The organism is Bacillus sp. BS98 (assembly GCF_008432245.1).
Classification (GTDB): domain Bacteria; phylum Bacillota; class Bacilli; order Bacillales; family Bacillaceae_G; genus Bacillus_A; species Bacillus_A toyonensis.
On record NZ_CP043830.1, the window covers coordinates 1,507,637 to 1,531,004 of the forward strand.

Below are 23,368 nucleotides of genomic sequence, written 5' to 3' on the forward strand. Positions count from 1 at the left end.
TTTTTAAAAATTTAAACTTCCGACAAAAATAGACAGATACTCCGTCACACAAATTATTTTACAAGTACATATTATATATGTAGAAACTTATGTGAAGGAGGAGAGAATGCATGTTTCAACAATCTAACGTATATCAGCAACCAAATCCATATGCACAGCAAAATATGTACCAATATAATACGGATACATATTTACGGTATAATATGTATCCTTTCGAGCCTCATTATGGAAATCAAAATTATTACCAGCCATTTGAAGTATCGTTTATGAATCAACAGCAACAAGAGCAACCCTATATGAATCAATCGCAACAAGAGCAACAATCCTATATGAATCAGCAGCAAACTTATATGAACTCACAATATTATATGCCACCATCACCATCTCCCTATGGAAATCAACAAGCGATGTTTTATCCGCCAAAACAACCGTATCCGACGATGAATAAACAAAAGCAACAACAGCAACCAAGTCAGTTTTCGAGCTTTGTTTCCCAATTTAAAAATTCAGATGGTAACTATGATGTGAATAAAATGATGAATACAGCTGGACAAATGATGAATGCGATGAATCAAGTGACGGGGATTGTTAAGCAGGTTGGAGGGTTCTTTGGTAAGTGATGATGGATTGTTGTCCATAATGAAATAGCATGAATGAAGTGTAGCACTAGACAAATTTCCATGAAACAAATGGGTATATATAACAAACGGCTTCACCTCTTTTCTCATATTGTAAAGTGTAATCAGATTTTCTTAACGAGAGAGGAGAGAAAAAACTATGCATCATTGTCATCCTTGTTTTGGAGGGCATAAGCCTGTAGGACCTATTTGTACGACTGCTCCTGTCATTCATCCGACGAAACAGTGTGTAACACATTCTTTTTCAACAACGGTGGTGCCACACATTTTCCCAACGCATACGACACACGTACACCATCAACAAATTAAAAACCAAAACTTCTTCCCGCAAACAAACTCAAATGTAAATGTTGTAGATCCAATCGATCCAGGATTTGGCGGTGGATGTGGACCATGTGGTCATGGTCACCATCACCACGGTCATCAAATATCTCCATTTGGACCAGGGCCGAATGTATCTCCATTTGGACCAGGACCGAATGTATCCCCGTTTGGACCAGGACCGAATGTAGGACCAAATGTTGGACCAAACGTTGGTGGAATATTTAAAAAGTAAATGATATGTTAGAACTAGCAAAATGCTAGTTCTTTTTTTTTAATTGGAGTGTTGATATGAAAGTTGTTGCTGTAACAGGATATAAGCCATTTGAACTTGGAATATTTAAAAAGGATCATCCAGGAGTAGACTGCATAAAAAAAGCGCTGCATCGTAAATTAACTGCTTTTGTAGAAGATGGTTTGGAGTGGGTTATTATAAGCGGCCAGCTAGGTGTAGAATTGTGGGCTGCTGAAGTTGTTTTTGAAATTCAAGTAGAATATCCAGATTTAAAATTAGCGGTATTTACTCCTTTTTTAGAACAAGAAGAAAATTGGAAAGAAGATAACCGTGAATATTACGAATTTATTCTTTCACAAGCAGATCACATTGATAGTATTACGAAACGGAAGTACGAAAGCCCAGAGCAATTTAAATTAAAGAATCAATTTTTTATTGAAAAAAGTGATGCTCTTTTAGCTGTATATGATGAAGAAAAGCCTGGGAGTCCTAAATATATTGTAGAAGTAGCTAAGAAAAAAGGAGAAATAGAAAATTATCACAGTTATTTCATTCTTTTTTCTGATTTACAAGATATAATAGAAGAGGAACAGTGGAATAATGCAGAGTAATATGTAATATTGTACTCGTATATATGATTGACAAAAGGCATTGTTTCTGAAAAAATTTAGTTAATGAAAGTTTTGGCAAAAATTTGAGGTGAAGAAAATGATTTCGGATAAAATTAAATTAACGGCGAAAGATATTTTGGAAAAAGAATTTAAAACAGGTATGAGAGGTTATCAACAAGAAGAAGTAGACAAGTTTCTTGATATGATTATTAAAGACTATGAAGCTTTCCACAAAGAATTTGATCAATTGAAGCAACAAAATGTTCGTTTAAAACGAGAATTAGAAGAACAAAAACTAGCTGCAACACAAGCTCCACAACAACCTGTACAAACACCAGTTGCACAACCGGTATATAACAACACGAATACGGATATTTTAAAACGTTTATCCAACTTAGAAAAAGCTGTATTTGGAAGTAAGTTATACGAATAAAATAAGGTGGAAACAAGGTTGAGGCATTGTACATAGAAAAAAACATTGCAAAATCTTTTTGTTTCCACTATACTAATGGATGTCATAACGTTTGGGCAATCGCTGCAACGCCAACGTTGTAGAGGAAAGTCCATGCTCGCACGGCCTGAGATGGCTGTAGTGTTCGTGCCTAGCCAATTCATAAGCTAGGGTATTCTGGCTGTAAGGCTGGTTTAACGGCAGGGAAAAAACCTAAGTCCTTTCGGATATGGTTTGACTACCTTTAAAGTGCCACAGTGACGAAGTCCTTGAAGAAATGATAGGAGTGGAACGAGGTAAACCCCACGAGCGAGAAACCCAAATAATGGTAGGGGAATCTTTTCCAAGGAAATGAACGACGGAAAAGGACAGGTTTTCATAACCTGTAGATAGATGATTGCTACCGGAGTACGAGGCGTGGGCCGTTTGCAGTACAAAGGAACAGAACATGGCTTACAGAACGTTATGAACCAACTATGAAATAACTCAGCTCTCCTTTGTTAGAGGAGGGCTTTTTATTTGTATGAAGTTATAAATTATGAGTTACAATGGTTAATGAGAAAAATTTTCGTAAAATGTAATGATTAATAGGACAAATTGCTATTAATTATTGTTTGAATATACATAAGAGGTGAATGCAAATGGGAAAAGTTACTTTAATTGCAACAGCGGCAATGGGTATTGAAGCGTTAGTTGCCCGAGAAGTTCGCGATCTTGGTTATGAATGTCAAGTAGAAAACAGCAAAGTAACATTTGAAGCAGATGAAAAGGCGATTTGTCGCACGAATTTATGGTTACGTACTGCGGACCGTGTGAAAATTAAAGTTGGTGAATTTAAAGCAACAACATTTGATGAGCTATTTGAAAAAACGAAAGCATTAAACTGGGGAGATTATATTCCAGAGAACGGAGAATTCCCTGTTATCGGTAAATCTCTAAAATCTGAGTTATTCAGTGTTTCGGATTGCCAACGTATCGTTAAAAAAGCTGTCGTTGAAAAATTAAAAACAACATATAAACGTACAACTTGGTTTGAAGAAGATGGTCCGTTATTCCGTATTGAGATTGCAATGTTGAAAGACATTGCAACATTAACAATCGATGCGAGTGGTGTTGGACTTCATAAACGTGGGTACCGCATGGATCAAGGGGAAGCTCCTTTAAAAGAAACATTAGCTGCGTCTCTAATTAAGTTAACGAACTGGAAGCCAGATCGTCCTTTCGTGGATCCTTTCTGTGGATCTGGAACAATTCCGATTGAAGCTGCATTAATTGGACAAAATATCGCACCAGGATTTAACCGAGGCTTTGCATCGGATGAATGGGGCTGGGTTGGTAAACAAAATTGGCGCGAAGCTCGTCAAGAAGCTGAAGATTTAGCAAATTATAATCAACCATTACAAATCATTGGATCTGATATTGACCATCGTATGATTCGAGTTGCACAAGAAAACGCAGAAGAAGTAGGTTTAGGTGATTTAATCACATTTAAGCAAATGCAAGTAAAAGATTTCACAACAAAAGAGGATTATGGCTACGTCGTAACGAATCCTCCATACGGAGAACGTTTAAGTGAAAAAGCACTCGTTGAACAACTGTATAAAGAAATGGGACAAGTATTTCGCCCATTAGATACGTGGTCAGCGTATGTATTAACAAGTTACGAAGCATTTGAGAAGTGTTACGGAAAAGATGCATCGAAGAAACGTAAACTATTTAACGGATTTATCCGTACAGATTACTACCAATACTTCGGAAAACGTCCACCGCGTAATTCATAGTATAAAACTCCTCTAGCACGCATATACTGGCTATTATGTAATGCGTAAAGGAGGCAGTGATATGGATAGTTTTCAATTATCGATGATTCAAAAAGCTATTCACCGTACGTATGATGAGCTCGGAAAAGAAGTGGATAGTCAAGGCGTAATTGTAGATGAAATACAAAAAGCGCAAGAAGAATATTTATCAGCTCTTTCACATGAAACAGCGATTGATAAACGGTATTTAAAGTCATTAATATAGAAGAAAATTTTCCTTTTTCGAAAGGAAAATTTTTTTTCGTGTATTTCTAAGTATTGCAACAGGGGAAAGTGGCTGCACACATATGAGTAGCAGTTACTATATCGTTTTATAGAAAAACTTTTTGGTTGGAGGCTAAGGATGTTTACTGAGAAGAGATTACCATTTGAAGTAGGAAAACAAGATAATTTTTATGATAAGTTGAATGAGTGGATTGGAGATGTATTTTACGACATCCTTCCGGAAAAAGGCTTTGAAGAGCGTGATGAACAAATCTTTATGGCGTTTCAATTAGAGCGTGCTTTCCAAGAGAAAAAAGTTATGTTCGCAGAAGCGGGTGTAGGAACAGGGAAAACGATTGTATACCTTTTATATGCAATTTGTTATGCGCGTTATACAGGAAAACCTGCTATTATCGCTTGTGCAGATGAAACATTAATTGAGCAGCTTGTGAAAGAAGAAGGGGACATTGCTAAGTTATCAGAAGCATTAGGACTATCTGTTGACGTAAGACTTGCGAAATCGATGGATAACTATTTATGTTTACGTAAACTTGAAGATGTTATGAGTGGACGAGCTCCAGAAGTAATTGAAGACGTATATTATGAATTACCACAGTTTGTATTTGATCATGGTACGATGCAAAACTTTACTCACTATGGTGACAGAAAAGAATTTCCACTTTTAAATGATGAGGAATGGTCAAAAGTAAACTGGGATTACTTCCAAGATTGCTTCACTTGTGATTCACGTCATCGTTGTGGACAAACTCTTTCTCGTGAACATTATCGTAAAGCGGCAGATTTAATCATTTGTTCTCAAGATTTTTATATGGATCATATTTGGACGTACGATGCTCGTAAACGTGAAGGACAAATTCCGTTATTACCTGAAAGTAGCTGCGTTGTATTCGATGAAGGACATCTTGTAGAATATGCAGCTCAAAAAGCTTTAACGTACCGTTTAAAGCAAACGATGATGGAGCAGCTTTTAACGAGATTGTTACAGAACGATATTCGTGAAGAGTTTGCACATTTAGTAGAAGAAACAATTTGGCAAACAGAGCGATTCTTTGATGTGTTACAAGAGAATAAAAAGGAAATTGAAGGTTCTGATCGTTTAGAAATTACTGTGACAGAAAAAGTAACCGCAGAAGCGAAAAGACTTTATGCAAAAATCGGTGAAGTCGGTGATGCACTAGTATTTGAGAGTGAAATGCATACAGTAAACACATACGATTTAAATATCGTTGATGAACATTTAGATGTGTTAGAACATTCACTTCGTCTTTTCATGCATGAGAAAAATGTAATTACGTGGGGTGAAGAAGGTGATGGTGCCTTCACGTTAGTTATTATGCCGCGTGCAGTTGAAGAAGTGTTACAAGAAAAAGTATTCTCGAAGAAAATTCCATACATTTTCTCTTCTGCGACATTATCGGACAACGATTCGTTCGCATTTACTGCAAATAGCTTAGGGGTAAAAGATTACTTATCATTCTCAGTTGCCTCACCGTTTAATTATGAAGAGCAAATGGCAGTAAACTTACTATCGCATACGAAAGAAAATGAATGGGAAAGAAAGTGTCAATATACACTTGAAAATATACAGAAAACGAATGGACGTACGCTTGTATTATTCCGTACAACGCAAGAACTTGCAGCGTTCAAAGAATATGTAAGTAAAGAGCAAATGTCAGTTCCGTTCTTATATGAAGGGGATCAAGAAATTAGTCAGCTCGTTTCTCGTTTCCAAAATGAAGAAGAGACTGTACTTTGTGCCGTTCATTTATGGGAAGGTTTAGATATTCCGGGTTCATCATTATCACATGTAATAATTTGGTCATTACCATTCCCTCCAAACGATCCTGTGTTTGAAGCGAAACGTAAGCACGTAAATAATCCATTCTGGGATGTAGATGTGCCATATATGATTTTACGCCTTCGTCAAGGGATTGGACGTTTAATTCGTACGAGCGACGATAAAGGTGCTATATCAATCTTCCTATCAGATACGGAAGATGAAAAAGTGATAGAAGCAGTGAAAAAAGTACTTCCGGTAGAAGGTAAAGAATTATAAGGAAAAGCTTGGTGCTTGCCAAGCTTTTTTTCTATTATAAAAGGAATTTATGTTTTCGTGTCGAAATAAGTTTGAGGTAGAAAAAGGAGGTCTTTTATACGATGACAGTTGCTACATATGAAGTAGAAAAACAATTTTTAACATATGTGAAGAAGATAGAAAATTACGGAGAAGCATTAAGCTTAATGTTTTGGGATTTAAGAACGGGTGCACCAAAAAAAGGTGTGGATCAGCGTTCAGAAGTCATAGGGATGCTTTCGTCAGAAGTGTTTGCTATGTCGACTTCAGATGAGATGGGGAACTACTTAACTGAGCTTGAAGCTTTAATATCTGAAGATAAACTTTCTGAAACGACGAAGAAAATGGTTGAAGAGTGTCGTAAAGAATATGATAGAAATAAGAAAATTCCACAAGCTGAATACGAAGCGTATGTGAAATTAGAAGCGAAAGCGGAAAGTGTGTGGGAAGAAGCACGGGAAAAATCTGATTTCGAAATGTTCCGTCCGTACTTAGAAAAAATTGTTGAATTCAAAAAGAAATTTATTACATATTGGGGTTACGAAACATATAAATATAATACATTATTAGACATGTATGAGCCTGGTATTACAGTAGAAGTGTTAGATCACGTATTTGGTCAACTTCGTGAGCGTATCGTGCCGCTTGTAAAAGAAATCTCAGAGTCTAAAAAGGGATTAAAAACAAGTGCTTTATCGGAACACTTTTCGAAAGAAAAACAAAAGAACTTTACATTAGAGTTATTAAAGCAATTGAATTATGACTTTGAAGCAGGGCGTCTTGATGAAACGGTACATCCTTTCGAAATTACATTAAATAGAGGGGATGTTCGTATTACAACACGCTATGATGAGAAAGATTTCCGTATGGCTGTGTTTGGAACAATTCATGAATGTGGTCATGCTGTATATGAACAAAATATTGCAGAAAAGTTTGAGGGTACACCGCTATGTAGTGGAACATCTATGGGTATTCATGAATCGCAATCATTATTCTTTGAAAACTTTATCGGTCGTAATAAATCATTCTGGAAGAAAAATTATGATTTATTAAAAGAGTATAGTGACGGTCAATTTAACGATATATCAGTCGATGAGTTTTATGATGCGATTAACGAATCGAAGCCTTCATTCATTCGTATAGAAGCAGATGAGCTTACATATCCGCTTCATGTTATGGTTCGTTATGAGCTTGAGAAAGAATTATTTGATGGTACACTACAAGTGAAGGACTTACCAGCGGCTTGGAATGATAAGATGGAAGCATATTTAGGAATTCGTCCAGAAAATGATGCACAAGGTGTATTACAAGATGTTCACTGGGCTGGTGGCTCATTTGGATACTTCCCATCTTATGCGCTTGGTTACATGTATGCAGCGCAATTTCAGCAAAGAATGCTAAAAGATATTCCAAACTTTGATGCATTATTAGAAGAAGGTAACGTGACGCCAATTCGTGAGTGGTTAACAGAAAACATTCATCAATATGGCAAAACGAAAAAGCCACTTGAAATTTTAGAAGATGTAACAGGTGAAGGGCTAAATGCAAACTACTTAGCTGATTATTTAGAAGCGAAGTATAGAGAGATTTACGAGTTATAAAAAAGAGCTGCTTAATTGCAGCTCTTTTTTTAAAGGGGATGGGAGAATGGATTATACATTTACAGTAATGAACCAAAAGGAAGCAGAGGAAATTGCATACAACTGGCATTATGAAGGGAAATATTCCTTTTATGATATAGAGGCAGATCAAGAAGATTTAGCAGAGTTTTTAAGTACTGAAATGAGAGGAGACGATACGTTTGCTGTGAAGGAAAATGGTACTCTCATTGGTTACTTGAGTTTTTCTAAAATGAATAATCAAACGGTTGATATAGGACTTGGAATGAGACCTGATATAGCTGGCAATGGATTAGGGTTAAAGTTCGTGAAGGCTGGACTAGATTTTAGTGAAGAAAAATACGGCTGCAACTATATAACACTATCAGTAGCGACATTTAATGAGAGAGCGATTAAAGTATATAAAAGGGCAGGATTTGAAGCAGTTGGAACGTTTATCCAGGAGACGAACGGTAGTTGTTTTGAGTTTTTGAAAATGAATTATATATGTAAAAATGACTAAAAAACAGAAGAGAGTTCTTCTGTTTTTTAGTTTAAAGTTTTTTTGTAACTACATTAACTTTCAGTTGCTAGCATGTGTACAGCTGCTTCATGCATCTCTTTCAAACCTGACACTTGAGCATATTCAGCAACAGTGATACTACTTGTTGTTAGAAGTTCGATAATATGTTCATCCATTCTTGGCCAAGTTTTACCACCAGCATTGTCATAAGAGCTGATTAACTTTGTTAGTCCATCTTTCCCAAAGAGCAGATAATGTGATGTGAAATCTATAGAAACATCAGCTATCCCTACTTCTGTCCAATCGATTAAGCCAGTTACATTATTTTTCTTATCAATCAGGATATGACCTGGATGTATATCCCCATGCGTTACTCCTACATGAGATGGCCAAAAAGAATCTTCAGTTAGCCATGCTTGCCAACGATCCCATAATTTTTGATTGACATAGTATTGTTCCTTCACTCGATTCATCCTTTGTTCCATAGAAGCTCTTAATTCATTAGCAGTAAGAATTTCAATACCGATATTATTAAATCCTTGTTGAGGTAATGAGTGTAAATTCGCTAGAACTTTTCCTAATGAAATATGGTATTCAGATGGTGCGTTTTTTTCATTAAAGCTCCATATATATCCTTGTTGTTCTATATCAATAGTGGCGGCAGGAACGCCACTTAGTTGCTTATAGGCAATTAAGTCTTCAGTGAATATAGACCAATCAGGAACTTGGAATCCTGCATGGTTTTTTATGATTTCCAATGCCTTTTTTTCTTGTAGGACATGTCTCATAGATTCTGGTCTACGAGGAATTCTTAGTATCCATTTATCTCCGTTTTGTTCTTTAGCGTGTGCTACTTGAAAGTCAACACCAGATTCATTGATTTTTATTGAATCTTCTAAGATATTTAGGCCTTCCTTAGTTGCTAATTGTTTAATTTTAAGTGTGTTCATTTTTATTTCCTCCAAATGCTTATTTTAATCTTAATGCTTGAGTACGTTTTCTGTTACCATTTTCCCCTAACTACACCAATAGGATCAAATTAGTGAGATATAAGAAGATGTAATCATAAAAAAACCACAGACGGGCTTCTGTCTGTGGTTAAGAGTAAACGAGGATATAAGAAATAGAGGTCTCTCTTTGTATGAAAAAACATACGACAAAAAGACAGATGTATATCTGCCTTTCTCCATGTAGAAAGTGTACTTTTCCGTTGAAGATTATTAAAAATGTGCAGACTAATCCCGTTTACTCTGCTTTATGAAAACAGAGCCTTTGAACATATTAAGTTACTTAGTGTTCAAAGTTTGCTGACGTAGTCTTCCTGCATGTATCATTTTTAAAAACCCTCCTTTTAATAGTATAGTAACACTATACGTTGTTTATAAGTGAATATCAATAAAAAACACTAAATGAACATCCGAAAAAATGCATATTAAAAAATAAAAATAAAAATAAAAATAAATGATGTTTGCTTTTGTAATTGGAATTTTTGCTAGAGGGTGTGTATGATTGAACTTTAGTAGCAAATAGCAAGCTTAGCAAGGAGAGGTAGAATGATTACAATTAAAACGAAAAGTGAAATAGATTTGATGCATGAATCTGGGAAATTACTTGCTTCATGTCATAGAGAAATTGGAAAAATGATAAAACCGGGAATAACAACACAAGAAATTGAGACGTTTGTTGAAGTGTATTTAGAAAAGCATGGCGCAACATCTGAGCAGAAAGGTTATAACGGGTATCCATATGCGATATGTGCGTCTGTAAACGATGAAATGTGTCATGGGTTTCCGGCCGATGTTCCTTTAAATGAGGGAGATGTTGTCACAATTGATATGGTAGTAAACTTAAATGGTGCGCTATCAGATTCTGCATGGACATATATAGTAGGGGATGTTTCTGACGAAACAAAAAGGTTATTGCTAGTGGCTGAGAGTGCTTTATATAAAGGAATTGATCAGGCGATAATCGGTAATCATGTAGGGGATATTGGTTTTGCAATTGAAAGTTATGCAAATGCTGAAGGTTTTTCTGTTGCAAGAGATTTTACGGGGCATGGGATTGGTAAAGAGATTCATGAAGAACCAGCAATTTTTCATTTTGGTAAACAGGGACAAGGACCTAAGCTGCAAGAAGGCATGGTAATTACAATTGAGCCGATTGTAAATGTAGGTATGCGCTATTCTAAAGTTGATTTAAATGGATGGACTGCAAGAACGATGGATGGGAAATTATCTGCTCAATACGAGCATACAATTGCGATTACAAAAGATGGGCCAGTCATTTTAACGAAGTTGTAATAGTGAATGTAAGAGTTTGCAAAAATCGAACGAAAATAGTGTTTTTATAAAATTTGTACGTGTTTTATTAATAAATACTTTTCAAAGTATAAAAATTGCGTTATAATCCTTCTATAAAATAAATAGTTAGCTACACTCATATAATCGCGGGGATATGGCCTGCAAGTTTCTACCGAAGTACCGTAAATACTTTGACTATGAGTGAGGACGAATATATTTGCTTGTTAAGCATTCTTTTTTGCGAAACTCCAAAAGCACGTCTCTCACTTGTAACGAGTGGTGGCGGCTTTTGGAGTTTTTTTATTGCATAAGAGGAGGAACAAACATGAAAGTATTACAAGAAAAGATTCTGAACGAAGGAAAGGTTTTATCTGGTGACGTATTAAAGGTAGATGCATTTTTAAATCACCAAATTGATCCGGTACTTATGCAAGAGATTGGAAAAGAATTTGCTAAACGTTTTAAAGAAGAGAACATTACAAAAATCGTGACGATTGAATCTTCTGGCATTGCACCAGCGGTTATGGCTGCATTAGAGCTTGGTGTAAAAGTAATTTTTGCAAGAAAACGTAAATCGTTAACGTTACAAGATAATATGTATGTTGCAAACGTATATTCATTTACAAAACAAGAAACAAATGAAATTTCACTATCTCGCACTCATATTGATGAAAATGATCGTGTATTGATCATTGATGACTTTTTAGCAAACGGTCAGGCTGCTTTGGGTTTAATGAGTTTAGTAGAGCAAGCTGGAGCAAGCATTGCGGGAATTGGAATTGTTATTGAAAAAGCATTTCAAGATGGAGGAAAGAAGCTTCGTGAACAAGGCGTTCGTGTTGAGTCACTAGCAGAAATTGCATCACTTGATAACGGCACAGTTACATTTGTACAGCAAGAAACTGCGGAGGTGAAATAAGCGATGAAGCAACATCCATTTAAAATCGCATCGCTAGGTATGCAGCATATGCTTGCTATGTATGCCGGTGCAATTATCGTTCCACTTATTGTGGGAGGCGGACTTGGCTTAAATCAAAAAGAGTTAACATATTTAGTCTCAATTGATTTATTAATGTGCGGCGTTGCAACAATTTTACAAGCATTATCAAATCGCTTTTTCGGTATTGGACTTCCAGTTGTACTAGGTTGTACATTTACAGCGGTTGGACCGATGATTGCAATTGGGAAACAATACGGCGTGTCTTCTATTTATGGAGCAATTATTGCTGCCGGTTTGTTTGTTGTTATTTTTGCGAAATTATTTGGAAAGCTTGTAAAATTATTTCCCCCTGTCGTAACAGGGTCCGTTGTTACTGTAATTGGAGTTACACTTGTTCCAGCAGCGATTAATGATATGGCTGGCGGAGTAGGAAGCAAAGATTTCGGAAGTCTTGAAAACTTAGCGTTAGCATTTGGCGTATTATTATTTATCATCATTATGTATCGTTTCTTTGATGGATTTATCCGTTCTATTTCTATTTTATTAGGTCTTTTGTTCGGTACAATCGTTGCAGCGTTTATGGGGAAAGTAAGCTTGCAAGCTGTTGGAGAAGCAGATTGGTTCCACGGTATTCAGCCGTTTTACTTCGGTACACCGACATTTGAATTAACGCCAATTATTACGATGATTCTCGTTGCTTGTGTAGGGATTGTAGAAGCAACAGGTGTATACTTTGCGTTATCTGATATTTGTAATAAAAAGATCGGTGAAAAAGAATTAACAAAAGGCTATCGCGCAGAAGGGTTAGCGATGGTGTTAGGTGGTATTTTTAACGCATTTCCATATACAACTTACTCTCAAAACGTAGGACTTGTTCAATTAACAGGAGTAAGAAATCGCGTTATTATTTATACTTGTGGTGGTATGTTAATCGTTCTTGGGTTCATTCCAAAAATCGCAGCTATTACAACAATCATTCCGAAATCAGTACTTGGTGGTGCGATGTTAGCGATGTTCGGTATGGTTATGGCATATGGTATTAAAATGTTAAGTAGCGTTGATTTTGGAAAGCAAGAAAACTTATTAATTGTTGCATGCTCTGTCGGAATTGGGCTTGGGGTTACAGTCGTTCCTACATTATTCTCACAACTTCCAGAAAATATTCGTATTTTAACAGATAACGGAATTGTGCTAGGAAGTGCATCAGCAGTACTTTTAAATATTGTATTTAATATGGTGCCGCAGCGAAAAGGGAAAGTAAAAGAAGAGCCAGTTTCGATGCAAAATGCAGTAAGAGAAGCATAGAAAAGCAAGGTCTCATTATGAGACCTTGCTTTTCTTTTTAAGTGGCATCATTTTCCCATACGTACCAAGCCGCCAAATGTACTCAAGTGGCCCGTATTGATAATGTGAAAGCCACCAGCGGCTAATAAAGATTTGTAACGTATAAAAACTGATGCAAAATAGAGGTCCTACCCATAATGGAGCAAGATAATCGTTTTTGAACAATAGTCCGAATACAAGTAATGTAACAATTGTATGTGAGATGTAATTTGTTAACGCCATTCGTCCAACGTATTGGAATGGGCGTAATAATGTTTGCCATTTTTCTTTTTGTAATAAACGCATTAGCGTGAAAATGTAGAAGATGAATAATGTTTTTCCACTGAACATTGTAAAGGCCTGCATATAAATTGGTTCATAAAATGGTTTTGATAAGAAGTAACGAACCATGAAGAACCACATTGGTAATGTTAAAATGAACGTAATAATTTGCCATTTTTTAAGTTTTGTATCTAACTCTTTCGTGCGGCGGAAAATATCCTTTTTACCGGCGTATAAACCAAGTAAAAATAGCCCAACTGTTTCTGGGAGCATTGTAATATTTAATACTATTCCATCAGCATAAAATGCATGGAAACGATTTTGTATTTGTGACACCCAGTCTTCAAGTGGCATGACTGGTAAGGAGAATCCAAGTTCAGCCTTTGACATTAAGGCAACACTAATACTAGCAATTAGTATAAGAAATTGAAAAATACTTAATAAAGCAATTGCCCATATTAAAATGGTACGAGGTTCTCTCTTATAAAATAAAAATAAGAAAAATCCAGCGATTGCATAAGTATGTAAAATGTCTCCGTCCCATAAAAGCACATAATGTAAGAAACCAAATAATAATAAAATAAGTAAGCGACGAACAAATAAAGTTTTTGGTCGATCTGTTTTCGCTTCAGCACGAGTCATAAAAATATAAAAGCCTAGTCCGAATAAAAACGAAAAGATAGTATAAAACTTTGTTTGAATAAACATATCGTAAATTAGACGGATATAACTATCTAGTCCCTCATAAACTCCTGAAAGATCACGTGAGTCAATTCCAGCAATAATAGGCCAGTTAACAAGAAAAATACCTAGTACAGCTATTCCCCTAATGATATCAATTGAGTGTATCCTCTCGCCTTGCGTGAGATTTTGTGTCATTATTTTCCTCCTTAATAAGTAATTCCCTTTTATTATACAAAATGTAAGGGGGAGGGGATAGAGGGGATTTCCAATTTTTAAAACTGTTAAGATGTGTATTATGAGATATAATAAGAGTGCACAGCAAGTTTTAAACTTCTTTAAAACAGGCAGTAAAGCTCCTTTTCCCGAAGGAGCTTTCTTTTTTAGAAATTTGTTGATAATGATTCTCTTTAATGATAAAATGTATTCAAAAGTGATAATCATTATCAAAAAAAGGTTGGTGCGCGAGTATGGTATATGCATTAGTAGCAGGTACAGTCGCTGTATATGCAGTTATTGCGAAATATGTTTTAAATGGAGTAGGAACAGCAAAATGAATAAAATGACATAAAATCCCTTTCATTTGTAAAAAGAATGAAAGGGATTTTTTATTTTTAATGAGAATATGCTGAAAATTTAGTATGATAGTAAAGTGAAACTGTAATCAATGGGGAGATGCATCTCTCACTGATTAAGAGCTCGCAAATAGCGGGAAAAAGTATATACATCTTGGATAAAGGGGAACAAGGGGATGACAAACATAGTACAGACAAACGGTATGAAAAAACTTGTTTGTTTTTATGAAGAGTGGCAAAAACACGGCGATGCAGAGAATAGCTTAAAGTTGTTTGAAGTGATTCAAAAATATAAACAAGAGCAGCTTATGATAGCATTCTGCGGACACTTTTCGGCAGGGAAATCAACGATGATGAATCATCTATATAAAGCGCAGTTGTTACCAACAAGTCCGATTCCGACAAGCGCTAACGTCGTCAAAATTGAAAAGGGATTAGATCGTGTTGTTGTAACGGTCAAATCTGGAGAACAGTACGAATATGACGGTGCATATTCAGCAGAAGAATTAAAACAGATTTGTAAAGATGGCGATGAGGTAATTGGTGTTCATATTTATCGAAATGATGCGCCAATTCCTGAGGGAGTTATGTTAGTTGATACACCAGGAATTGATTCGACAGATGATGCCCATCAACTAGCGACAGAATCGACACTTCATCTAGCAGACGTAATTTTTTATATGATGGATTATAATCACGTCCAATCGGAAGTGAATTTGCAATTTGTTAAAGAATTGAAACAACGTAATAAAACGGTTTATCTCGTTGTAAATCAAATAGATAAACATAAAGAAAATGAATTATCATTTGAGGATTATAAAGATAGTGTGAAACAATCGTTTTCTAACTGGGATATTGAAGTAGATGGAGTTTATTATACGTCATTACGAATGATGAACCATCAACATAATGAAATTGGAAGTTTAGAAACATTAATTACTTCTATTATGAAAGAAAAAGAGCAGTATGTAAGAGAGGGAATGGAGCGAGAAACAGAATATTTAATGGGAGAACATTTCTCGTTTATTGTTTCTGAAAATGAAAAAGCTCTTTTGACATATGAGGAAGAGTTAGCATCACCGCTTTCGATTTCAGAAATAGTTGAAAAGAAAGAAGAGCTAACGGAAACTAAACATCGCGAGGCTAGTAAAGAATCTCATGTGAGAAACGAATTTATAAAAGGTTTACAAGCTATATTAGATAACGCGTATTTAATGCCATTTGAAATGAGAGAATTGGCAAATGCATATTTAGAAACGAAATTAACAAAGTTTAAAGTTGGTTTGCTATTTGCGAAAGGAAAGACGGAGCAAGAAAAACAAAGACGTGTAGAGGCGTTTTATTCTGCCCTTCAAAAGACTGTTGAAACGCAACTTGATTTTCATGTGAAAGAATTTATTGTAGCCTTCTTAAAAGAAGAAGGATTGTTCACGGAGGAAATTGGGAAAGACATATATGCTTTAGAAATTGCTTTTGGACCAGAAATGTTAGCTGAAGTCATTAAACAAGGTGCAGGTTTCACAGGTGATTACTTACTTCTTTATACAGCGGATGTAGCGAATGAACTGAAGAAACGTTATTTTACAAAAGCACAGCAAATTTTTGATAAAAGTGCAGTCGTTTTAAAGCAAAAAGTGAAGGAAGCAGTTGCTCGTATGGAAGAAGAGATTGAAAAATATACGATGTTGCAAACGGCAAAAGAGACGGAATTACAATACAGTAACAGTTTAGAGACATATGAAAGTTATTTACAAAATGTTTGGCACGAGCGTGTGGCTACACCAGAAGGATTGCAAATAGAGGAGATATTGCAACGTGAAAAACAAATTGTTAGTGAGAAATTCACACTACAAGAGCAGGAAATTGTAAATGATAATGTAGCGGCTCATGAAGAAGAGATAAAAGGAACGGCAGCTTTAAATATTCAGCGTATATTAGAGAAAGTGAAGAAAGCTGAAATGATATTAGAGCCATTGCCAGCGCTGAAACATGTACAGCAAGAGGTGATAGAAAAAAGGCGTCGTGTGGAAACGAAACAATTTACAGTAGCGTTATTCGGAGCTTTTAGTGCTGGGAAATCATCATTTGCCAATGCCTTACTTGGTGAGAAGGTACTTCCTGTATCACCAAATCCGACGACGGCAACGATTAATCAAATTTTGCCGGTTACAGAGGAAAAACCACACGGAACAGTAATGGTTCAATTCAAATCAAAGCAAGCTCTATTAGAAGATATGAAAGCTGTTTATAAGCTGTTTCATTATGAGATTACTACGTTAGATGAGGCGTTAGCACAAATTGATAAAGTTATGAAATATCCTTCACCGACTGGGAAGCAAAAAACAACATTTAGCTTTTTACGAGCGGTACAAAAAGGGTATGATGCAGTTTCTACTTATTTAGGAGAACAAGTACAAGTCACATTAGAAGAGTTCTCTGATTATGTAGCGAATGAAGAAAAATCATGCTTCGTTGAGTATATGGAGCTTTATTATGATTGTGCTTTAACAAGGCAGGGAGTAGCGCTTGTAGACACACCTGGAGCGGATTCTATTAATGCTCGCCATACTGATGTTGCATTCCAGTATATTAAAAACGCAGATGCTATTTTATTTGTAACATATTATAACCATGTATTCTCTCGTGCTGATCGTGAATTTTTAATTCAGCTTGGTCGTGTAAAGGATACTTTTGCTCTTGATAAAATGTTCTTCTTAATTAATGCGGCGGATTTAGCAGAGTCTGAAGAAGAACTTGAAATGGTAAAAGGTTATATCGCAGATCAGCTACTGCAATACGGTATTAGAAATCCGCGTTTATTTGCAATTTCAAGTTTATGTGCGCTTGAAGAGAAACAAGGAAAGAATGTTAAAAAAGAGAAGTATGGTATTTTACAAAACTCTGGAATTACTAAGTTTGAGGAATCATTTACGTCCTTTATGATGAGAGATTTAATGCTTGTTTCTGTGCATGCTCTATATGGTGCGTTGAAAGGGGCAGATCAGCTTTTAGTAAACATGATAAATGGTGCAAAGCAGGGGAATGAAGAGAAAGAGAAGCAAACGAAAAAATATGAAGCAGAGCGTGATCAACTACTTCATATCATTTCATCATATAGTGTACTTGCTGAAGAACAGGCGATGCAAAATGAAGTGAAAGAGTTGCTTTATTACGTGCAACAGCGTCTATTCCTACGTTATAACGATGTGTTTACTGAATTTATTAATCCGGCGTCACTTCGAACGGATGGAAATGTGAAAACACAATTGCAACAGTGTGTTATGGAATTAGTAGCATTTATTCAGCATGATTTATTACAAGAAATGCGTGCGACATCATTACGTCTTGAAAAATGGATAGACGAAGCGATGAAGCGTGCAAAGGACGAAATTGTAGTGAACTGTAAAGTAGAAAATCAATCAATTTCTATGAATGGAACAGTGGAGTATGAATATAAAGATATTACACATAAAGAACCGTTCCCTTCAGTTGAAATAAAAGATTTCAAAAAAGCACTGGCACGTTTTAAAAATGAGAAAAGCTTTTTTGAAAAGAATGACAAAGCTTTTATGCAAGAAGACGCTAAATCTGTATTAGAACCGCTTGTATCAAACTATGTAGCCGATGAAAAAGATTTATTTGTTCATCATTATAAGCAAGAATGGGATATGAAGTGGAACTTATTCCAAAAATTGATGCAACAAGATGTGATGAACTATTATGAAAGTATATTGTTTGCATTGGCTGAAACGATCGATGTATTTCTATATGAACAAAGTAAAGAACAATTGCACAAGCAGTTAGTAGAGATTGAAAAAGAAATTTATGTTATATAGTCGTTATGAGAAAAAGATTCGTTCAATTTTCTTTTGCAGTACAGTATCTAAAGATTTGACAAATCCAGCAAATTCATCGGTAGAAATCATATGAGTAAGAACGAGTCGTCTGCCATCTGGTGTTTCACCGCATAAGACGAATGAAGAAAATTCGTATGTTTTATTTTCAACTACTAATTTTGGATAGGAATACGTGTCGCTTTTCTTCTTCTTTCCATCAATAGAGATGACGTTGCATTTTTTCTCATTGTTGTCCATGGTGAATCCCTCCTTTCTATTATTTATGGTAGACAAGGAGGGTTTAGAACAATAGAGATGGGGGGATTTTTTATGTCTTTTGTAATAGAACGTATTTTAAAAGAGGCTATACCGAAGTCTTTATTACTACTTGCTGATCCAAGTGAACGGCAAATAGCTATATATGTACAAAGAGGGTTAACATACGTAGCAAAGCAAGGGGGCAGCGTCATCGGTGTGTATGTTCTTTTGGAAACAAGGCCGAAGACGATGGAAATCATGAATATTGCGGTTGCAGAGCATTTGCAAGGAAAAGGGATTGGGAAGAAGCTATTAAGGCATGCCGTAGAAACTGCTAAAGGATATGGTATGTCAAAACTTGAAATTGGTACAGGCAATTCTAGTGTTTCACAACTTGCTTTATATCAAAAATGTGGATTTCGTATTTTTTCTATTGATTTTGATTACTTTTCGAAGCATTATGAAGAAGAGATTATTGAAAATGGCATTGTATGCTGTGATATGATTCGGCTTGCAATGGAATTGAATTAGAACGTATAACTTATTTAGGGGGAAGAGAAGATGGAAGTACATAAAGCAATTACAGCACATTCTCGTAAACAAAATGAAAGTGTAAAAGCATGTTTACAATTAGATGCGCAGCGTGAAGCAGCTATTGAAGCAGCCGTATCTCTTGCGTCAAATGGGAAAGAATTTTCGGTTGATGTCATTAATGTTGTAACAAAGCAAATTAATGATCTTGCAAAAAATGGTGTTACCTTACAGCGTAAATATGTTACAGAAGAAATGGTTATGGAGTATGTAAGTCGTTTACAAGAGAAAGAAGGTCGTTAAAGATGATAGTTACAGTCGAATGGTTACGTGAGCATATAGAAGATGAGAACGTCCGTGTAATCGATTGTCGTTTTGATTTAGCGAATCCTAATTGGGGTAGAGAAAAGTATGAAGAAGAACATATTCCTCATGCGTTATATTTTGATTTGAATTTAGATTTATCAAGTCCTATAGCAGAACATGGTGGCCGCCATCCGTTGCCAAGCATTGAAGAGTTTGCGGACAAGCTTTCGGAGGTTGGTATTGATGAACATACGACAGTAATTGCGTATGACAGTCAAGCTGGTGCAAATGCTGCTCGTTTATGGTGGCTATGTAACTATGTAGGACATGAGAAAGTATATATATTAGATGGTGGTTTCCCGGTTTGGAAAGAGAATGGACTACTGACAACAACGGAAATTCCTGTTGTTATACGAAAAACATTCAAAACAAACATACAAGATCATATGCTTGTATCGATGGAAACAGTAAGAGAGAATATCCAGGCAGGTGCAGATGTTACGTTAATTGATTCAAGAGAGCCGAAACGTTATGCTGGTGTAGAGGAACTTGTCGATCATAAAGCAGGACATATTCCGACAGCAGCAAACTATTTTTGGAAGGATGGAATGTTGCAATCAGGACAATTTAAGAATGAAGCTGAGCAACAAGAACGATTCCAAAATCTGTCGAAAGATAAGGAAACCATTGTATATTGTGGTTCTGGTGTTACGGCATGTCCAAATATCATTACGTTAAAATTGGCTGGATTCCAAAATGTTAAATTGTATGCAGGTAGCTGGAGTGATTGGATTTCTTATCCAGAAAATCAAATTGCAAAAGAAGAAGATTAATCACTTGCATGCAAAAATAATTTGTATTAAAATAAGGTCACAAGCAAGAGGTTGCTCGAAAAACTTTGTATTTTACACATTGGAAACAATGTGATAATATAACGACAAGTAAATAATACATCCTGCGGTGTACGTAACTTATTTATGTCTAAAACCGATGTTAGTTATACGGAAGCTCAATATTTAGCGACCATCATCAAGCCTTCCTTGTGGAGGAAGATGTACGGTAACTGTGAGGGCATCCACCTGCGAGTAGCGGGTTTTTGGACATTTACGAGGAGCGGCACGTGCGGGGGGTCTTATTTCAACTAACCTTATATAAAATTCCTACGGTGTACGTAGCTTATGCATGTCTTAAACCAATAAGTTTAATATGGAAGTTCAATATTTAAATGTAGCTAACATGCCATCTTTTTAAGAAGGAAGTTACAAACATTTGTGAGAGCATCCACCTGTGAGAGCAGGTTTATGGACATCTAGAGAGAACGGCATATGTGGGGCTATATAAAAACCTTACGTTTTATACGTAAGGTTTTTTTGTTGCATAGATATATCAATATTATCTTGATTCACCTGTGAAGTTTCCGTAATAAATGTAGCACTTTCTGTCTTCATCAATCTCTCTTGAATCCAAGGAGAATTCCATAGACATGCCGTCTCGCTGAATATATATAATATCTGAATGAAGAGATGGTAAAATTTCTTCGTAGTTCCATACATCTTGACTATCTACTAAGCTTGAACTCGTTTCACTTAGTTCTCTAATTTCAAAACCGATGTGGGAGTATGTAGGGTCTGAAGGGTCATTGGCGAAAACTTCTTTTTGAATATAAATAACTGCTGTTCCGTCTGGATCAACCGAAGTTGCAGTAACGACATAAGTATTTTTCTCTTTAATAAAATATTCACAAGTCATGCGTGCGATAATTTCAGAATTAGAAATATTGGCGTAGTTCCATAAAGCAGGATACCCCTTCGGTTCATCATTAAGTCGATATTCTAAGCGCATTTTATCCGATACGATAAACTTAACTAAATCTATATAATTCAATCAAATTTACACAAGTTAGTGCTTCATCGTGTTCTCGCAACCCCGAAGGGACGAGGGGTGTAACACTCCACACGAGGCAGTATCGTTACCTCCTATTATCAAGCATTTATTTTACCCATCTTGATAAATTTATCGCAGCATTTATATCCCTATCATGATGGCTATTGCACCTAACACAACGCCACTCACGAATCTTTAAACTCCACTGTCCTTCTGATTGAACTGAATGGTCGTATTTAACTCCGCAACATGAGCAAATCTTGCTTGAAGCGAACCATTTATCAGCTTTTACATACTCAATGCCATACTTCTCGCACTTGTATGACAAACATTGAAAGAAGAAGTTTAATTTTTGAAAGGAAAGTGCCTTCGATAGTTTTTTGTTTTTTAACAGGTTTGAGATAGATAAGTCTTCCACAACAATCCTCATTGGTTTGGTTTTCACCAATGTAGCTGTTGCTTGATGGATATGGTTATTTCGGATATTCGTAATTTTCCTAGATAACCGCAGGTGCTCAGCTTTCGCTTTTTCATATCCGGCAGACTGAATTTTTACACCATTTTTAAATCTCCTAGACATATCTCTTTGTGCTGACTTTTTCCTTTTCAAAAGTTTTTTAACCTTAGCATCTTTGTTTATATTTCGTTCTTTCATACCATTAGAAGCTACAAAAAGCTCTTTTAAACCAACATCCACACCAATCGACTCATCGGTTAGTTCTTGGAATTCAAAGGATTCTTCAAACCCTACACTAATCCACCAGTGACGACCATCAAAGGTAACTCTTGGATTTGATGTTTTTTTGTTCCTTGGTAGTTGTTGGCTTGTTTTCACTTCTCCAATAGACTGAATATGAACTACTTTTTTTCCTATAATCAGTCTTTCATAATTGGCATAAAATCCCTGGGTTAAATCTTTTTTAGATTTATAAGAAGTGTGAAAACCATTTTTGTACTTTTTGAACGAATTTTTCCTCGCCGTATCAAAATCTTTTGAAGCCTGTTTAGGAACTTGTGCGTTGATGTCATTTAACCACTCATATCTCTTTCGCTTCTTGATCTTTGTAAATCGTTTCTGTAAAGCTAACTGTGAAACAGATTTTCCAAATAGCTTATAGTATCTATCACTCATTCTTTTACAATAGTTATAAGCGAATCTTGCAGCGCCAGCATGGGTTTCTAAGCACTTTTTCTTGTTCAGGCGTTGGAATTAGTCTGACTTTCTTCGCCAATATCATCAGAAGCCTACTCCTTTACTGTGCGATTATTCGGACACTCACCTTTTAGATAATGAAAGATGGATTCCTCTGAATAGTAGCGTGTTCCACCAGCATTCTCGTAAGACTACTCGGATGCAAACCTGTTAATTCTGATACTTGACTAACTCGTAAAAATTTCATTATTATTCAAACCTTATTGAACCTACAATAGAACGTATGTTCGATATATTCAATGAGGTTTGATAGATTTAATTAAATTTATCTCGTTCAACTAAGGGCGCAATTCCTTAGCCAGTTCTCTTATGAACTTCTCATGTTTTCACATGAGCGCAGACTATATGTTTATCTCTTTAGAGATAGAGGATTTTTCCAGCACCATAGGCTTGTGATGTACTCTCGTCAGTTATACGAGATAGTCGTTGAACGTTCATCTTATCACTTTTGACTTAGATGATTCGAGGCGGAAGACCCATTGTTCTAATGTTTAGGATTTAACCTTGCATCATCTGATTGATTTTTTCTGCTTTCGCGACATTCACGCTCGCTATTTCTAGCCACGTTGTAGTTCAATCAGCTTTAGGGATTGCCCGCAGTTAACCCTCACTACTAGCCAATCACTTGACTAGCAGGGCTTACTGATATATTTAATTAACATTGGTTATAATCGGTTAAATAAATCGTAACAGTTAGTTACCCTCTTCTTCCTTTTTCTTCTACTTTATCATGCCATCCTATA

Annotated in this window: 20 protein-coding genes, 3 other RNA genes, 1 pseudogene and 1 riboswitch; of the genes and pseudogenes, 19 read left to right on the top strand and 5 right to left on the bottom strand. The window is 35.9% G+C overall.

All coding sequences use genetic code 11. From position 1 onward, the window contains the following. Positions 1-110: 110 nt before the first annotated feature. The 10 genes from F0362_RS07990 (at position 111) to F0362_RS08035 (ending at position 8,496) form a co-directional block, all read left to right on the top strand. The gene (locus F0362_RS07990; protein WP_000487692.1) at positions 111-620 is read left to right on the top strand and encodes a YppG family protein; all 510 of its coding nucleotides are present in this window, start codon (positions 111-113) and stop codon (positions 618-620) included. A 157-nt stretch (positions 621-777) separates the two neighbouring features. Then, entirely contained in the window at positions 778-1,194 is a 417-nt protein-coding gene (locus F0362_RS07995; RefSeq protein ID WP_000546285.1) for a spore coat protein, read from the top strand. A 56-nt stretch (positions 1,195-1,250) separates the two neighbouring features. After that, positions 1,251-1,805 carry an SLOG family protein gene (locus F0362_RS08000; RefSeq protein ID WP_000869384.1) on the top strand — a complete coding sequence of 185 codons (555 nt, stop codon included), beginning with the start codon at positions 1,251-1,253 and terminating at the stop codon, positions 1,803-1,805. 97 nt (positions 1,806-1,902) lie between these two features. After that, on the top strand, positions 1,903-2,238 hold the full coding sequence (gene gpsB / locus F0362_RS08005) for a cell division regulator GpsB (protein WP_000622427.1): 336 nt from the start codon (positions 1,903-1,905) through the stop codon (positions 2,236-2,238). 87 nt (positions 2,239-2,325) lie between these two features. Further along, positions 2,326-2,717: RNase P RNA component class B (gene rnpB, locus F0362_RS08010), an RNA gene on the top strand. A gap of 180 nt (positions 2,718-2,897) precedes the next feature. After that, positions 2,898-4,037 carry a THUMP domain-containing class I SAM-dependent RNA methyltransferase gene (locus F0362_RS08015; protein WP_000521231.1) on the top strand — a complete coding sequence of 380 codons (1,140 nt, stop codon included), beginning with the start codon at positions 2,898-2,900 and terminating at the stop codon, positions 4,035-4,037. A 61-nt stretch (positions 4,038-4,098) separates the two neighbouring features. Continuing rightward, entirely contained in the window at positions 4,099-4,281 is a 183-nt protein-coding gene (locus tag F0362_RS08020; RefSeq protein WP_000376898.1) for a DUF3921 domain-containing protein, read from the top strand. 138 nt (positions 4,282-4,419) lie between these two features. Next, positions 4,420-6,357 carry an ATP-dependent DNA helicase gene (locus F0362_RS08025; RefSeq protein ID WP_000493722.1) on the top strand — a complete coding sequence of 646 codons (1,938 nt, stop codon included), beginning with the start codon at positions 4,420-4,422 and terminating at the stop codon, positions 6,355-6,357. 101 nt (positions 6,358-6,458) lie between these two features. Further along, the gene (gene ypwA, locus F0362_RS08030) at positions 6,459-7,976 is read left to right on the top strand and encodes a carboxypeptidase (RefSeq protein ID WP_000215061.1); all 1,518 of its coding nucleotides are present in this window, start codon (positions 6,459-6,461) and stop codon (positions 7,974-7,976) included. 46 nt (positions 7,977-8,022) lie between these two features. Continuing rightward, positions 8,023-8,496 (top strand): GNAT family N-acetyltransferase, encoded by a 474-nt coding sequence (locus tag F0362_RS08035; RefSeq protein WP_000386699.1) that lies wholly within the window; start codon positions 8,023-8,025, stop codon positions 8,494-8,496. A gap of 53 nt (positions 8,497-8,549) precedes the next feature. Here F0362_RS08035 and mphL read toward each other — a convergent pair whose 3' ends face one another. Continuing rightward, positions 8,550-9,446 carry a macrolide 2'-phosphotransferase MphL gene (gene mphL, locus F0362_RS08040; protein WP_001094127.1) on the bottom strand — a complete coding sequence of 299 codons (897 nt, stop codon included), beginning with the start codon at positions 9,444-9,446 and terminating at the stop codon, positions 8,550-8,552. Between the two features lie 603 nt (positions 9,447-10,049). Between mphL and F0362_RS08045 the strand changes: the two genes are divergently transcribed. The 3 genes from F0362_RS08045 (at position 10,050) to pbuX (ending at position 13,041) form a co-directional block, all read left to right on the top strand. Beyond that, positions 10,050-10,796, top strand: a complete 747-nt coding sequence (locus F0362_RS08045; RefSeq protein WP_000628451.1) for a type I methionyl aminopeptidase — start codon at positions 10,050-10,052, stop codon at positions 10,794-10,796. 116 nt (positions 10,797-10,912) lie between these two features. After that, positions 10,913-11,014: riboswitch (purine riboswitch) on the top strand. 107 nt (positions 11,015-11,121) lie between these two features. After that, complete coding sequence (locus tag F0362_RS08055; protein ID WP_000866492.1) at positions 11,122-11,715, top strand: xanthine phosphoribosyltransferase; 594 nt, start codon at positions 11,122-11,124, stop codon at positions 11,713-11,715. Positions 11,716-11,718: 3 nt separating this feature from the next. Then, positions 11,719-13,041, top strand: a complete 1,323-nt coding sequence (gene pbuX / locus F0362_RS08060; protein ID WP_000809217.1) for a xanthine permease PbuX — start codon at positions 11,719-11,721, stop codon at positions 13,039-13,041. Between the two features lie 15 nt (positions 13,042-13,056). Here pbuX and F0362_RS08065 read toward each other — a convergent pair whose 3' ends face one another. After that, positions 13,057-14,220: a DUF418 domain-containing protein gene (locus tag F0362_RS08065; protein WP_000193176.1), complete on the bottom strand. Its 1,164-nt coding sequence runs from the start codon at positions 14,218-14,220 to the stop codon at positions 13,057-13,059. A gap of 553 nt (positions 14,221-14,773) precedes the next feature. Here F0362_RS08065 and F0362_RS08075 point away from each other — a divergent pair. Beyond that, on the top strand, positions 14,774-18,433 hold the full coding sequence (locus tag F0362_RS08075; RefSeq protein ID WP_000182117.1) for a dynamin family protein: 3,660 nt from the start codon (positions 14,774-14,776) through the stop codon (positions 18,431-18,433). A 3-nt stretch (positions 18,434-18,436) separates the two neighbouring features. Here the strand turns inward: F0362_RS08075 and F0362_RS08080 are convergent, their stop codons facing one another. After that, complete coding sequence (locus F0362_RS08080; protein ID WP_000369740.1) at positions 18,437-18,691, bottom strand: DUF3931 domain-containing protein; 255 nt, start codon at positions 18,689-18,691, stop codon at positions 18,437-18,439. A 72-nt stretch (positions 18,692-18,763) separates the two neighbouring features. Here F0362_RS08080 and F0362_RS08085 point away from each other — a divergent pair, with 72 nt between their 5' ends. The 5 genes from F0362_RS08085 to ssrS (F0362_RS08105) all read left to right on the top strand — a co-directional run bounded on the left by F0362_RS08085 (position 18,764) and on the right by ssrS (F0362_RS08105) (position 20,866). Continuing rightward, positions 18,764-19,222: a GNAT family N-acetyltransferase gene (locus F0362_RS08085; RefSeq protein ID WP_000011413.1), complete on the top strand. Its 459-nt coding sequence runs from the start codon at positions 18,764-18,766 to the stop codon at positions 19,220-19,222. 30 nt (positions 19,223-19,252) lie between these two features. Further along, entirely contained in the window at positions 19,253-19,525 is a 273-nt protein-coding gene (locus F0362_RS08090) for a YpbS family protein (RefSeq protein ID WP_000451820.1), read from the top strand. A 2-nt stretch (positions 19,526-19,527) separates the two neighbouring features. Then, on the top strand, positions 19,528-20,361 hold the full coding sequence (locus F0362_RS08095; protein WP_000637578.1) for a sulfurtransferase: 834 nt from the start codon (positions 19,528-19,530) through the stop codon (positions 20,359-20,361). Positions 20,362-20,477: 116 nt separating this feature from the next. Beyond that, positions 20,478-20,661: non-coding RNA, 6S RNA (gene ssrS / locus F0362_RS08100), on the top strand. A gap of 21 nt (positions 20,662-20,682) precedes the next feature. Then, positions 20,683-20,866, top strand: a non-coding RNA gene (gene ssrS, locus F0362_RS08105) — 6S RNA. A gap of 54 nt (positions 20,867-20,920) precedes the next feature. Here the strand turns inward: ssrS (F0362_RS08105) and F0362_RS08110 are convergent. Next, positions 20,921-21,370 (bottom strand): hypothetical protein, encoded by a 450-nt coding sequence (locus F0362_RS08110; protein WP_149890055.1) that lies wholly within the window; start codon positions 21,368-21,370, stop codon positions 20,921-20,923. Positions 21,371-21,518: 148 nt separating this feature from the next. Beyond that, positions 21,519-22,650 (bottom strand): annotated as a pseudogene (locus F0362_RS08115) (RNA-guided endonuclease InsQ/TnpB family protein). Positions 22,651-23,368: the final 718 nt, after the last annotated feature.